10 protein-coding genes are annotated in these 14,230 nt (G+C 64.2%); 9 read left to right on the top strand and 1 reads right to left on the bottom strand.

The genetic code is table 11. The annotated features are described in order from the left end of the window. Nucleotides 1-9 precede the first annotated feature (9 nt). Entirely contained in the window at nucleotides 10-729 is a 720-nt protein-coding gene (locus ABWK72_RS07590; RefSeq protein WP_367874186.1) for a hypothetical protein, read from the bottom strand. 843 nt (nucleotides 730-1,572) lie between these two features. Between ABWK72_RS07590 and ABWK72_RS07595 the strand changes: the two genes are divergently transcribed. The 9 genes from ABWK72_RS07595 to ABWK72_RS07635 all read left to right on the top strand — a co-directional run bounded on the left by ABWK72_RS07595 (nucleotide 1,573) and on the right by ABWK72_RS07635 (nucleotide 14,230). Further along, complete coding sequence (locus ABWK72_RS07595) at nucleotides 1,573-4,560, top strand: PSD1 and planctomycete cytochrome C domain-containing protein (RefSeq protein ID WP_367874187.1); 2,988 nt, start codon at nucleotides 1,573-1,575, stop codon at nucleotides 4,558-4,560. A 295-nt stretch (nucleotides 4,561-4,855) separates the two neighbouring features. Further along, nucleotides 4,856-6,298, top strand: coding sequence for a DUF1501 domain-containing protein (locus ABWK72_RS07600; protein WP_367874188.1), 1,443 nt, complete (start codon nucleotides 4,856-4,858; stop codon nucleotides 6,296-6,298). Between the two features lie 261 nt (nucleotides 6,299-6,559). Continuing rightward, nucleotides 6,560-7,672 carry an aminotransferase class I/II-fold pyridoxal phosphate-dependent enzyme gene (locus ABWK72_RS07605; RefSeq protein ID WP_367874189.1) on the top strand — a complete coding sequence of 371 codons (1,113 nt, stop codon included), beginning with the start codon at nucleotides 6,560-6,562 and terminating at the stop codon, nucleotides 7,670-7,672. Nucleotides 7,673-7,980: 308 nt separating this feature from the next. Next, nucleotides 7,981-9,579 carry a serine hydrolase domain-containing protein gene (locus tag ABWK72_RS07610; protein ID WP_367874190.1) on the top strand — a complete coding sequence of 533 codons (1,599 nt, stop codon included), beginning with the start codon at nucleotides 7,981-7,983 and terminating at the stop codon, nucleotides 9,577-9,579. 77 nt (nucleotides 9,580-9,656) lie between these two features. Next, nucleotides 9,657-10,679, top strand: coding sequence for a dipeptide epimerase (locus tag ABWK72_RS07615; RefSeq protein WP_367874191.1), 1,023 nt, complete (start codon nucleotides 9,657-9,659; stop codon nucleotides 10,677-10,679). Between the two features lie 50 nt (nucleotides 10,680-10,729). After that, entirely contained in the window at nucleotides 10,730-11,932 is a 1,203-nt protein-coding gene (locus ABWK72_RS07620) for a DUF819 domain-containing protein (RefSeq protein ID WP_367874192.1), read from the top strand. Nucleotides 11,933-12,270: 338 nt separating this feature from the next. Beyond that, nucleotides 12,271-13,554, top strand: coding sequence for a glutamate-1-semialdehyde 2,1-aminomutase (gene hemL / locus ABWK72_RS07625; protein WP_367874193.1), 1,284 nt, complete (start codon nucleotides 12,271-12,273; stop codon nucleotides 13,552-13,554). Between the two features lie 42 nt (nucleotides 13,555-13,596). Next, the gene (locus ABWK72_RS07630; RefSeq protein WP_367874194.1) at nucleotides 13,597-13,845 is read left to right on the top strand and encodes a ribbon-helix-helix protein, CopG family; all 249 of its coding nucleotides are present in this window, start codon (nucleotides 13,597-13,599) and stop codon (nucleotides 13,843-13,845) included. Further along, on the top strand, nucleotides 13,820-14,230 hold the full coding sequence (locus ABWK72_RS07635) for a type II toxin-antitoxin system VapC family toxin (protein WP_367874195.1): 411 nt from the start codon (nucleotides 13,820-13,822) through the stop codon (nucleotides 14,228-14,230). Before ABWK72_RS07630 ends, ABWK72_RS07635 begins: the two co-directional genes overlap by 26 nt.

Genomic DNA, 14,230 nt, shown 5'->3' on the forward strand with positions numbered 1-14,230 from the left:
CACCTTTCCTCACCAGGCAAACACCAGCGGCGGGACGATGATCTTCACCGGGCTTCCGGAGCGCTGCTCGCTCTCTTCCAAGGAAGCCACCACGCCGTTCTCGAACTCGACCACGGTCTTGTTCTTCTCCTCCTGGGTGGTGTGGGAAAGCGTGCGGAATACCTGCCCGGAGACCGGATCGCGGACGTACTGGAAGTGGGAGACCTGCTCGTATTCCACATACTCCCAGCGCCCGGTCTCGCCCTTGCCGGTCTTCTTGGTCTGGCGCTTGGTCGGCGTGCCGCGGGACTTGTCGACCTCCTCGGCGGTCATCCCGATCGCGACCTGCTTCTCGTCGATGAGCTGCTGGACCTCGAGCTGGCGCTTGTGGAGCTTCTTGAGATTTTCCACGAATTCCGGATCCTTCGAAGCGAACGCCTGCGGGCCGACCCAGCCGACGACGCCGTTCTTCCCGCCCTTGCCGCGGACCTTGTAGGCCTTCGCGGTCATGGCATCCAGCACCACGGTCTGGTCCGCTTCCAGCACCCCGAGCTTGATCTGGCCGTTCTTGTCGGAAAACACGTTGGCCGCCTTGATCACGCGCAGTTCGATCGGGTTTTTGACATGCTCGGCCAGGTGGATCACGTCCGGATCCCGGTCGATCAAGGTCTTGCGCTCCGGCCGCCGGATCTCGGCGGACACCGGCAAGACGAAGGAAAGGAGCAGCGAAGAGAGCAGCACGGCTTTCATGATGGGTAGCAAGATAGCATTTCGCGGGCAGGGACGGAAGCCCTCCTTCACTGCGACGCGGGCGGAACGCATCTTATTCAAAAGGAAATCCGTCGGCAGGGGCAGGAGGGTTTCAGATGGCGCAAGATTCCCGCTTCAGACTCGACAGGCGGGTTGTTTTCAGTGTACACATGAACAGTGCTTTGGCAAGCACGCGGCTGAAAATCGGATGTTTCCCGGGAAGTTCTGTTAGATGGCCCAAAAAGGGCACACTCAGGACACACCCTGGCTCCTTGTCCCACACCGGGTTACGAAAACGGCCTCTCCGAAAAAGACACACTCAGGGCACACTCGGGGCACACTCAGGGCACAAATAGAAGAAGGGTAAGAAGGGAAGAAGGGGGAAAAAGAGAACCATACCTTTTGCACCGGACGGAGCGAGCTCCTGTCCCGTGCCGGAGGAGGAGGCTGGCAATGACTACGAGAGGCTACGCCAAGAACCGGGGAAGGCACCGGACCATCGCCAGCAGTGGCAGCGGAACTGTGGAAGTAACTGCGGCGCATTTGTCGCGCAGCGACCGTGGACTGCGCGCAGCCCGCTGCCGCTGTGGGCAGGCAGCCTGCTGCCGTGAAGCACGGGAGAGTTCCGTATTCCACGCTCCGTCCGCGGCGCGCCACACCCTGTGCTTCGCCTTTGCAGCGCCCCTTGCAGCAGGCTGCATCGGGACAGCGGCAGCAGGCTGCGCGCAGTCCACGGCGGCGGGGCCGCGGAAGGCACACGTAGCGTGAGCGGGCCACCCCGAAGATTGACCCATCGTTTCAAATTGGGAAGAATCCACTGAATCTGCCGTAATTCCTTACGCATTGAACCCTAGGCTCCAGATCTGCGGGCTGGCCGTGCTTGTCATGGTGATGGCGGGGCATGCGGCGGAAGTGCCCGACTTCAACCGGGAGATCCGCCCGATCCTCTCGGACCGCTGCTTCGCTTGCCACGGCTTCGATGCCAAGGCGCGCGAGGCGGAGCTGCGGCTGGACGTGGCGGAGGCGGCCTATGCGGACAAGGCGATCGTGCCGGGCAAGCCGGAGGAGTCGCTGGTCTGGCAGAGGATCACTTCCACCGATCCGGACGAGGTGATGCCGCCGGCGGATTCACACCTGAAGCTTTCGGCGGAGGAGAAGGCGCTGCTGAAGCGCTGGATCGAGGGCGGCGCGCCGTATCAGCCGCATTGGGCGCTGGTGAAGGTGCCGCCGCAGAGCGGCTCGGTGGACGCGGCGGTCGGGAAGCGGCTGGCGAAGGAAGGGCTGGATTTCGCGGCGGAGGCACCGAAGGAGACGCTGGTGCGGCGGCTTTCCTTCGACCTGCGCGGGCTGCCGCCATCGCCGGAGGAAGTTTCCTCGTTCGTGGCGGATGCGGCGCCGGATGCCTGGGAGAAGCTGGTGGACCGCTTCCTGGCGGACCCGGCCTATGGCGAGCGGATGGCCTGGCCCTGGCTGGACGCGGCGCGCTATGCGGACTCGAACGGCTACCAGGGCGATGCCGACCGGACGATGTGGCCGTGGCGGGACTGGGTGGTGTCGGCCTTCAACCGCAACCTGCCCTACGATCAATTCACGGTCTGGCAACTCGCCGGCGACCTGCTGCCGGATGCGACCGAGGAGCAGATCCTGGCGACCGGCTTCCTGCGCAATCACCCGATCAACGGCGAGGGCGGCAGCATCCCGGAGGAGAACCGCGTGAACTACGCCATGGATATGGCGGAGACCACCGGGACGGTGTGGATGGCGCTGACGATGAATTGCTGCCGCTGCCACGATCACAAATACGATCCGCTGAAGCAGCGCGACTACTACAGCCTGATGGCCTTCTTCAACCAGACGCCGGTGGATGGCAGCGGCGGCGATCCGCAGACCGCGCCCGCGCTGGCGGTGCCGGATGAGGCCCAGCGCGTGGAGCGCGAACGGCTGGCGAAGGCGCTGGGCGAGGCGGAGCAGAAGCTGGCGGAGCGCACGAAGTTGTTAGAGCCGCAGCAAGCGGCGTGGGAGAAGACGCGGCTGGCGGGCGAGGCGGCGGATGCCTGGCAGGTGCTGGACCTGGAGATGATCACCGGCGCGGAGTCGAAGATTTTGGAGGATCGCTCGCTGCTGACCTCCGGCGTGAATCCGGCGAACGTGACCTACGTGGTGCGTACGCCCGCGCCGCGCGGGAGGATGACGGCGCTGCGCCTGGAGGCGATGCGGCACCCGAGCATGACGCTGGGCGGGATCGCGCGGTCGGATAGCGGGAACTTCGTTCTAACAGGCTTCGAGGCGGCGCTGGTGCTGCCGGGCGGGAAGCGGGAGCCGCTGCGCTTCGGGCGGGCGGAGGCCAGCTTCGAGCAGGGCGCGCGCTTTGTCGTCGGTGGGGCGATCGACGAGGATCCGCAGAGCGGCTGGGCGGTGTGGGAAGGCAAGCCGATCGAGCGCGATCACGCGGCGATCTTCCACCTCGCGGAGGGCATCGAGGTGCGGCCGCGCGCGGTGATCGAGATCACGCTGCGCCATGACTCGCCGCATCCGAATCACAACCTCGGCCGCTTCCGTCTGGCGATGACCGGGGAAGCATCGCCCGCGCTGTCCGATCAGGCTCCGTCGCTGGCGGAGGCGCTGCGGGTGCGGGCCGAGGAGCGCAGTCCGGAGCAGGCGAAGGCGGTGCGCGAGGCGTATCTGAAGAGTGATGCGGAGCATGGCACGCTGGCCGCGGCGAAGGGCGGGCTCGATGCGCAATTGAAGAAGCTGCGCGAGGGCATGCCGAAGGTGATGGTGATGGCGGACCGCAAGCAGCGCCGGGCGACGCATGTGCTGTCGGTGGGTTCCTACGACAAGCCGCTGGAGGAGGTGGAGGCGGCGACGCCTGCGATCCTGCCGCCCTTGCCGAAGGGCGAGGGTCCGGCGAACCGCCTCGATCTGGCGAGGTGGCTGGTCTCGCGCGAGCATCCGCTGACGGCGCGGGTGACGGTGAACCGGGCCTGGCAGGAGTTCTTCGGGATCGGCCTGATCAAGACGCCGGAGGACTTCGGCGTGCAGAGCGAGGTGCCGGTGCATCCGGAGCTGCTAGACTCGCTGGCGGCGGGCTTCATGGACAGCGGCTGGGACTATAAGCGTCTGGTGCGGGCGATCGTGACCAGCCGGACTTACCGGCAGTCGTCGCGGGTGACGCCGGAGATGCTGGAGCGGGATCCGGCGAACCGCCTGCTGGCGCGCGGCCCGCGCTTCCGCCTGCCGGCATGGATGATCCGCGACCAGGCGCTGGCGACGGGCGGGGCGATGGTTCCCCGGATCGGCGGCGCGCCGGTGAGGCCGTATGCGCCTGCGAACCTGTGGCCGGATGCGACCTTCGGGAAGGTGGCCTATGTGCGGGATAAGGGGGAGGGTTTGCACCGCCGGAGTTTGTATACGTTCTGGCGGCGGATCAGCACGCCGCCGATGTTTTTTGACAATGCGAAGAGGGAGGTGTGCACGGTGAATCCTTCAAGGACGAACACGCCGTTGCATGCGCTGTCGATGTTGAACGACACGACGTATGTGGAGGCGGCGAGGTTGTTGGCGGTGCGGGCTTTGAGGGAGGATCGGGAGAAGGTGTTGGAGAGGGCGTTCCGGATCGTGACGGGGCGTGAGGCGACGGAGGAAGAGGCGGTGATTTTGTTAGAGTCGTATCGGGCGGCGTTGGCGGGATTTGATGGGGAGAGCGCGAAGGCGTTTTTGGCGGAGGGGGATGCGGTGGTGGATGTGGAGGCGGAGCCGGTGGAGATGGCGGCGCTGGCATCGGTGTGTCTTTCGATTCTGAACACGGACGAGGCGATGACGAAGGAGTGATGAGAGGTGAACGGACATTGGCAGCCGGTTTTCAAGGGTACGTAGTCCCGCCTTTAGGCGGACGTAGCACTCGCGCGGCAGGCATCGCCCCAAGCCCCCCGGGAGAGGCCTCTCCCGAACACCCTGGCAGAGCGGTCCCTGCCTTCAACCCTTCGAAGTCGGCAGCATCGCAACGGCGTTTCCCGCTCATGGCCGCGATGTGGTCCGCCGTCGGGGACCATTCGTCCGCCTAAAGGCGGGACTACGTACCCTTGGACGCGGACCTAGCACCGAGCTTCCCATCTTGAACTGAACCATGGACCCGATCACCGAACGGCAACTCCTCATCAACCGCCGCTACTTCTTCGGGAAGAGCGCGACGGGGATCGGGATGGCGGCGCTGGCGACTCTGCTCGGCGAGGAGCTGTTCGGGGAGGAGGTGCCGGCGCAGCTCACGCAGATCGCGCCGAAGGCAAAGCGGGTGATCTATCTTTTCCAGAACGGTGCGCCGAGCCATGTGGAACTCTTCGACCACAAGCCGGAGCTGGCGAAGCGCCACGGGCAGGCGGTGCCGGATTCGCTGCTGGCGGGGAAGCGCTTCAGCACGATGACCGGGAATGCGAGCGGCAAGAAGCTGCTGGCACCGCTGGAGCCCTTCCACGCCCGCGGCCGGAGCGGGGCGACGGTGAGCGAGCTGATGCCCTACACGGCGGGGATCGCGGACGAGCTGTGCTTCGTGAAAAGCATGTTCACGGAGCAGGTGAACCATGCGCCGGCGATCAACTTCTTCCTCAGCGGCAACCAGCTTCCGGGGCGGCCATCGATCGGGGCCTGGCTGTCCTACGGGCTGGGCAGCCTGAACCAGAACCTGCCGACCTTCGTGGCGATGACTTCCGTCAATCCGGCGACGACCTGCGGGCAGATCTTCTACGACTTCTACTGGGGCTCGGGCTTCCTGCCATCGCGGCATCAGGGGGTGAAGCTGCATCCGGGGACGGATCCGGTGCTCTATCTAACCAACCCGGCGGGAGTGAGTCCGGCGCTGCGGCGGAACATGCTCGATGGGATCGCGCGGCTGAACCAGCGGAAGCTGGAGGAATCGGGCGATCCGGAGGTGGCGACGCGGATCGCGCAGTATGAGATGGCCTACCGGATGCAGACCAGCGTGCCGGAGCTGGCGGACATTTCGGGCGAGCCGAAGGAGGTGCTCGATATGTATGGTCCGGACGTCCACAAGCCGGGGACCTATGCGCGGAATTGCCTGCTGGCGCGGCGGCTGATCGAGCGCGGGACCCGCTTCGTGCAACTGATGCACGCGGGCTGGGACCAGCACAAGAGCCTGACGACGGAGCTCTACTCGCAGTGCAAGGACACCGACCAACCGAGCGCGGCGCTGGTGAAGGATCTGAAGATGCGCGGGCTGCTGGACGACACGCTGGTGATCTGGGGCGGGGAGTTCGGGCGGACGCCCTTCATCCAGGGGGACTTGAACGACCGCCCGAACTGGGGGCGGGACCATCATCCGTACGCCTTCACCGTGTGGATGGCGGGTGGCGGGGTGAAGGCCGGCTACACGCATGGCGAGACGGATGAGCTGGGCTTCAACGTGGCGAAGGACGGGGTGCATGTGCACGATTTCCAGGCGACGCTCTTGCACCTGTTAGGGATCGATCACGAGAAACTGACGTATAAGTTCCAGGGGCGGCACTACCGGTTGACGGATGTCCACGGGCACGTGGTGAAGGCGGTCTTGAGCTGAGAAGAATCTAACCACGGAATCCACGGAATACACGGAATACACGGAAGTATGAATATGACGGAAGGCACTTCATCGGGGTTCAGAGGATCCACTCGTTTTTCAATTTCCATGTATTCCATGTATTCCATGTATTCCATGTATTCCATGTATTCCATGTATTCCATGTATTCCATGTATTCCATGTATTCCGTGTGTTCCGTGTGTTCCGTGTGTTCCGTGGTTTTGCCTCTCCTCTAACATGAGTGTCTCCCCTCCCCCCTGATGGAATCCGCGCCCGGGCCGGAGGTGAGGATCGACGGGCGGGTCTACCGCTACTTCGCGGGGACGAGTTATTACGGGCTGCACGGGCATCCGGAGGTGATCGCGGCGGGGTGCAAGGGGTTTCGGAAGTATGGCTTTCATACAGCGACGAGCCGGGCGGGCTTCGGGAACAGCGTGCCGCTGTTAGAAGTGGAGCGGCGGGCGGCGGAGCATGCGGGGCAGGAGGCGGGCTTCTATTTCAGCTCGGGGTATGCGGCGAACCACATCCTGGTGCAGGCGGTGGCGGAGGCGGCGGCGGTGTTCATCGATGAGGCGGCGCACTTCTGCGTGGCGGAGGCGGCGAAGATCCGCGGGGTGCCGATCCATCGTTTCCGCGCGCGGGATGCGGAGGATCTGCGGGCGAAGATTCAAGCGCACTTGCCAGCGGGCGGGGTGCCGCTGGTGATGAGCGACGGGGTGGTGCCGGCGACGGGGCATCTGCCGCCCTTGGATGAATACGTGGAGTTGTTAGAGGAGTTCGCGCCGGCGGTGCTGATGGTGGATGATGCGCACGGGCTGGGGGTGCTGGGGGATCGCGGGCGCGGGAGTTTGGAGCATTTGGGGATCGAGGATTTGGCGAATGGCGGGGAGGGGCGGAGGAGTGTGACGATTTTGCGAGGGGGGACGCTGGGCAAGGCGATGGGTGGATTCGGCGGGATCATCACGGGGTCCGCGGAGTTCATGGAGCGGGTGAGAAAGTCCTCGAACTACTATGACGGTGCGAGTGCGCCGCCCTCCCCGGTGGCGGCGGCGACGGCGAAGTCGCTGGAGCTGGTGGCGGGCGACCCTTCGTTTTTGGAGAGGCTGCGGCGGAATACGCTGCATCTGCGCCGCGGGCTGAAGGAGCTGGGGCTGGAGGTGCACGAGGTGCCGTCCGCGCATGTCGGGGTGGCGATCGGCAGGGCGGAGAACATGGCGCGGCTGCACTTCGAGCTGCGCGCGGCGGGGTTCCTGGTGCCGATGACTTCGTATGTGGGAAGCGGGGCCGAGGGGATACTGCGCTTCGCGGTGTGCTCGGGGCATGAAGTGGAGATGATCGATGATTTGGTGAGTGCGCTGGGAGGGATTTTATGATGGGATTGAGTGATATGGGGATGGGTGCGTGGGGTGGGGATTGGGGGGTGGCTTCAGCCCCGAAGGGGCGACCGGGAGATAGCCCAGGGCAAGCGCAGCGCAGCCCTGGGTTAGGTCGTGCGTCGACGCTCCCTGAAAGGGAGCCGGGAGGCATATTCCATCGGGACGCTCCGATGAATCCAACCTCCTTGCCCCCCTTCAGGGGGCCTATCTGTTTCGACCGTCGAACCCCGGGTTGTACCCGGGGCTATCTCCCTGCCGCCCCTTCGAGGCTTCTGAGAACCCCTCTACTCCCCTACCCCGTTTTTATGAGATCCCTCCTCACCCTCTTGATCGCCATGTCCACCTCCCCTCTCCTTGCGACCGATTACAGCAGCGCCATCTCTTCCTTCGAGGCGGCGGTGAAATCCGACATGAAGGAGTGGGACCTTGGCGGGGTGGCGGTGGCCTGGGTGGATGGGACGCAGATCGTGTATGAGAAGGGTTTCGGCGAGGCGAAGGCGGACAGCGTTTTCCGCGCGGGCTCGATCTCGAAGGTCTTCAATGCGGTGGCGGTGATGCGGCTGGTGGAGCAGGGCAAGCTGGACCTGGATGCGCCGCTGCCGGCGGAGCGCCTGCCGGTGAATCCCTTCGATGAGCAGAAGGTGACGCTGCGGCACTTGCTCTGCCATCGCTCCGGCATGCAGCGCGAGGCGAGCACGGGCGGCTACTTCGACGACACGGAGCCGACGCTGGCGGCGACGGTGGCGAGCCTGAAGGGATCGGCGCTGGTCTCGCCGCCTGACAGCGAGAACCGCTACTCGAACATCGCGCCGAGCCTGGCGGGGCAGTTCGCGGCGGAGGCGGCGGGGAAGTCTTATTCGGAGCTGCAGGCGGAGGGCATTTTGAAGCCGCTGGGGATGGCGCGTTCTGGGTGGTTGAAGAAGGAGGTGCCGGAGGTGATCGCTTCCCACATCCGGGTGGCGGATGGGAAGGGCGGCTACGATAGACGCAGTACTCCACTCTTCGACCTGGGGACGATCCCGGCGGGCAATCTCTACACGACGGCGGGCGATCTCGGGCGCTTCATCGCGATGCTGGCGGCGGGCGGGGATTCACCGGGCGGCAGGGTTTTGAAGAAGGAGACGCTGGAGGCGATGTGGAAGCCGCAGATGGATCCGAATGGGAGCTTCGGCATCGGCTTCGCGGTCGGGGGATGGAATGGCCACAAGACGGTGGGCCACGGTGGCGCGGTTTACGGGCACAGCACGCAGCTGACCTATCTGCCGGAGCAGAAGATCGGGGTGGTGGTGCTGATCAACGACGACATCGTGAACGGCCGTTCGCAGTATCTGGCGAATGAGGCGCTGATACGGATGCTGGATGCCAAGGGCGCTTGGGCGGGGGATAGCCTGGATGAGGAGAGCGAGAAGGTCACGGCGCTGGCAGGCGTGTGGGAATCACAGAGCTTCTGGCTGGAATTGAAGGCGGATGGGGACGGCTTGGCCGGGAATCTGGCGAGCCAGCCTTGCAAGCTGACCTCAAGCGGCAAGGGCAAGGCCATCCTGAACAGCCGGATCCATGACAACCTGCCGGTGATGATCGAGGACGGCGGGGCGGTGTTGGTCGCGGGGCCGCAGCGCTTCACGCGGGTGCCAGCGAAGCGGCCGGCGCTGCCGAAGGAGTGGTCGAAGCTGATGGGCAGCTACGGGCCGGGGCTGATCCCCTTCGTGGTGCACGAGAAGCACGGGCGGCTCTACGCGACGACGGAGAACATGGTGGACTACCGCCTGACTGCGGTGAACCCGCATGTGTTTTCCTTCCCGCCCGGGATGTATCTGAAGGAGCACGCGGTCTTCCTAACGGATGAAGAGGGCCGGGTGACGGCGGTGGAGCTGGCGAACATGCGGCTGGAACGGATCAAGTGATGAGGAAACCCCAGGACATCCGGTACTGGCTGGCCCCGGGACCGCGGAGGCAGGCATTGATAAAGCTTTGATATAAGATGAAACTCAGTATTCGCGATATCCACCTGCCGCTGCGGCATCCCTTTACGATCTCACTGGGGACGACGACGCTGCAGCACAATCTGATCATCACGCTGGAGCACGAGGGCGTGGAGGGCTACGGTGAGGCGGCGTCCTCGCATGCGTGGCACCTCTATACGCCGGGGTCGATGCGGGCTTCGCTGGAAGAGGCGCGGTCCTTGATCGAGGGCGGCGGCTTCACGACGCCGGAGGAGCTGTGGCATCGGGTGCTGCCGGTGCTGGGGGAGAACCGCTTCGCGCTGTGCGGGCTAGACCAGGCGGCGCACGACCTGTGGGGCAAGCTGCAGGGCGCGCCGGTGTGGAAGCTGTGGGGCTTGACCTTGGATAAGCTGCCACTGAGCGATTACACGATCGGCATCGATACCATCGAGAAGATGGTGACGAAGATGAAGGAATTCGACGGCTGGCCGATCTACAAGATCAAGCTGGGGACGGACGATGACCTGGCGATCGTGCGCGAGCTGCGGCGGCACACGGATGCGATTTTCCGGATCGATGCGAACACGGCGTGGACGGCGGAGCAGACCCTGGCCAATGCGCCGGAGATGAAGGCGCTGGGGGTGGAGTTCTTCGAGCAGCCGCTGCTGCGCGACGATTGGGAGGGGATGAAGCGGGTGAAGGAGAGCTGCGTGCTGCCGGTGATCGCGGACGAGAGCTGCCAGACGGAGGGCGATGTGGCGAGGTGTGCGGGAGTCTTCGACGGGATCAATATCAAGCTGACGAAGGCGGGTGGACTGACGCCGGCGCTGGGGATGATCCGGGAGGCGCGCGAGCGGGGGCTGAAGGTGATGGTGGGGTGCATGACGGAGTCGAGCGTGGGGATCAGCGCGATCGCGCAGCTTTTGCCGCTGCTGGATTATGTGGATATGGATGGGGCGGTGCTGATTTCGAAGGATGTGGCGACGGGGGTGAGATTGGAGAAGGGGCGGGTAGTGTTTCCGGAGGTGAATGGGAACGGGGTGGAGATGCTGGAAATCTGAGATTTAAGATTTGAGATCTGAAATTTGAGAATTTGGGATTTAAGATTGAGATGATTGCCGCGCTGATTCCGGAAGACCAGGTGTGGACGCTGTGGGCGCTTATCGTGGCGGGCACGGCGTTCTCGATCTGGCTGGAGGGGCGCTACCGGTGGGCGGAGAAGTTGAGCGCGCCGGTGGTGGCGCTGCTGATCGCGATGCTGCTGTCGAATACCGGGATCATGCCGGCGAAGGAGATCCCGGCGTATGATTTCATCGGGGCCTGGCTGGTGCCGCTGGCGCTGCCGCTGCTGCTGATGCAGGCGGACATGGTGAAGATCGCGCGGGAGGCGGGGCGGCTGATGCTCGCGGTGCTGTTCGCCTCGGCGGGGACGATCGTCGGGGCCTTCGCGGCGGTGGCGTTTCTGAAGGATCAGGGCATCCCGCAGATCGAGCATGCGGCGGCGATCATGACCGGCAGCTACATCGGCGGGATGGTGAATTTCCTGGCGATCGAGAATAGCACGGGGGCGACGGAGGAGCTGACGAGCGGCTTGGTCGTGGCGGACAACCTGGTGATGGCGGGCTTCTTCCTGATCCTGCTGTGGATGGCGGGCAGCAAGTTCTTCCTGAAGCACTATCCGCATCCGCACAGCACGGCGGATGGCCATGCGCTGGAGGAGGAGGCGGAGGCACCGGTGCTTCTAACAGTGAACGGGCTGGGCGCGGCGCTGGCCTTCGCCTTCGTGGTGGTGGCGCTGGCGATGGGGACGAGCAAGCTGATCGCGGGGCTGTTTCCGGAGGGGCTGGCGATGGGTTCGGCGCTGGGGCTGCTGAAGACGATCGCGACCAACAAGTATGTGATGATCACGAGCTTCTCGCTGCTGGCGGCGACGCTTGCGCCGCGGGCTTTGGTGCGCTTGCGGGGCTACGAGCGGATCGGGATTTTCCTGCTCTTCCTGTATCTTTTCAGCATCGGGCTGCCGGCGGATTTGAGGACGGTGATCTCGAAGACGCCGGCTCTCTTCGGCTTTTGCCTGATCATGGCGGTGGGGAATGTGGTTTTCACGATGCTGCTGGGGAAGCTCTTCCGGCTGGACCTGGAGGAGCTGCTGCTGGCGATCAATGCGACGCTCGGCGGGCCGCCGACGGCTGCGGCGATGGCGGTTTCGCGCGGGTGGAAGCCGCTGGTGTTGCCGGGTTTGCTGGCGGGGCTGTGGGGGTATGTGATCGGGACGCCGCTGGGGCTGATGGTGTTTGCGATGATGACGGGGTAGTCGGAATGACTGCTGTCGTTATCCTCGTCTTCCCGACCATTCCGGCGTCGCCAATGTCGGACGCCCCCCTGGGACCGCGGAGCCACCCGGCCCGCAGAACGGTCCCTACGGCCGACAGCATCGCGAGGTTGAATCGATACCGCCGTCTTGATGCTGCGGACCGGCAGATGAAAAGGGCTCTGAGGGACCACTCTGCCGGGCGGTGCCCCGCGGTCCCAGGGGGGCTGCCACTGTGTTGGGCACGGAGGAATAGGTGCTGCTCCACATGCACTTGTGCGGGCGCAAACTTCCCCGCTTCGGGGTTGGACCTTGGGGCGGGGGCGTTCCAAGATCGGCGTGTGACCGGTCCGCTTTCCCAGAAACTCTTCGCCACCGCCAAAGGTCTGATTCCTGGCGGTGTGAATTCACCCGTGCGCGCCTTCCGCAATGTCGGCGGCGAGCCTTTCTTCGTGCGGCGTGCCAAGGGCAGCCGGATCGAGGATGTGGACGGGAAGAAATACATCGACTACATCGGCTCCTGGGGGCCGAACATCCTGGGCCATGCGCCGACGGTGGTGACGAACACGATCCACGAGGTGGCGAAGGACGGCATCTCCTTCGGCATCCCGAATCCCTTCGAGGTGGAGATGGCGCGGACGATCACGGACTGGGTGCCATCGGTGCAGAAGGTGCGGATGTGCTCCTCCGGGACGGAGGCGACGATGTCCGCGATCCGGTTGGCGCGGGGCTTCACGAAGCGCGACTACATCGTGAAGTTCGACGGTTGCTACCATGGTCATAGTGATTCGCTGCTGGTGGCGGCGGGCTCGGGCGCGCTGACGCATGGCGAGCCGGATTCGGCGGGCGTGCCGGCGGCGTTTGCGGAGAAGACGATCGTGCTGCCCTACAATGACGTGGAGGCGCTGGAGAAGATTTTCGCGGCGCAGGGCGAGCTGATCGCGGCGATCATCGTGGAGTCGTATCCGGCGAATGCGGGGCTGGTGTTTCCGCGGGCGGGCTATCTTGACCTGCTGTCCTCGATCACGAAGAAGTATGGCGCGCTGCTGATTTTCGACGAGGTGATGACCGGCTTCCGCCTGGGCAAGGCGGGGGTGCAGGGGATCGAGAACATCACGCCGGACCTGAGCTGCTTCGGCAAGGTGATCGGCGGGGGCTTGCCGGTGGGGGCCTTCGGAGGGCGGGCGGATGTGATGGACATGCTGGCACCGATCGGGCCGGTGTATCAGGCGGGCACGCTTTCGGGAAATCCGCTGGCGATGGCGGCGGGGCTGGCGCAGTTGAGGGAGCTCGGGAAGGCATCGAGCTTCCCAAGGCTGGAGGCGCTGGGTGCGCATTTCGAGGAAGGTCTGCGCGGGATCATGGAGGAGAAGGGCATCCCCTACCGCCTGAATCGCAGCGGCTCGATGTTCTGCCTCTTCTTTACCGACCGCGAGATCGTGAACGTGAGCGATGTGATGAAGCAAGACCTGGAGCTGTTTAAGAAATTCTTCTGGGGCTGCCTCGACAAGGGCATCTACATCGCGCCGAGCCCGTATGAGACCGGCTTCCTGAGCCTGGCGCACACGGAGGCGGATCTGGACGAGACGCTGGGGGTTTTTGCGGAGGTGCTGGGGAAGATTTAATTGTGTATTGCAAAACCGAACGGCGCGTATTACACTGGAGCCATGCAGACCTTGGTTCTCCGGATTCCCGACGAGCTGGCTCGTGAATTGCAGGAAGAAGCCGAGCGGCTGAATCTAAGCAAATCCGAGGTCGCTCGCCGTCGTTTGACCGCTCCGACCACCCCGACGGCAGGCTTCGATCTCATTGCAGATTTGGTCGGCAGCGTTGAAACAGGGCCAACGGACATGAGCAACAGGAAGAAGGATTATTTGAAGTCTACCGGCTATGGGAAAGCAAAGCGTGATCGTTGATGCGTCTTTCCTCGTCGCACTGTGGCGGAAGAAAGACGGCAATCACGAATGGGCGATCCGCGAAGCCCGCTTGCATCCGCCACCGTGGATCATCTGTGAGTCGGCACTTTCCGAAGCCGACCATCTGCTCTCGCCTGAGGGGTGCGCAAGCTTGAGAACTGCGTGTCGTCGTGGCGCTATCGCCGTCGTTGGGATTGAGGACAAAGGGTTCGTTCCGGTGCTGGATCTATTGGAAAAGTACTCGGATGTTCCGATGAGTATTGCAGATGCCTGCCTGGTGCGGCTGACTGAGACTCTGGCGAACGCGCTGCTTCTCACCACCGACTCCGATTTCAAAGTGTATCGGCGTCACGGGCGGAAAGTAATTCCGCTCCGCATCCCTTGA

It is taken from the genome of Luteolibacter sp. Populi (assembly GCF_040801775.1).
Taxonomy (GTDB): Bacteria; Verrucomicrobiota; Verrucomicrobiia; order Verrucomicrobiales; family Akkermansiaceae; genus Haloferula.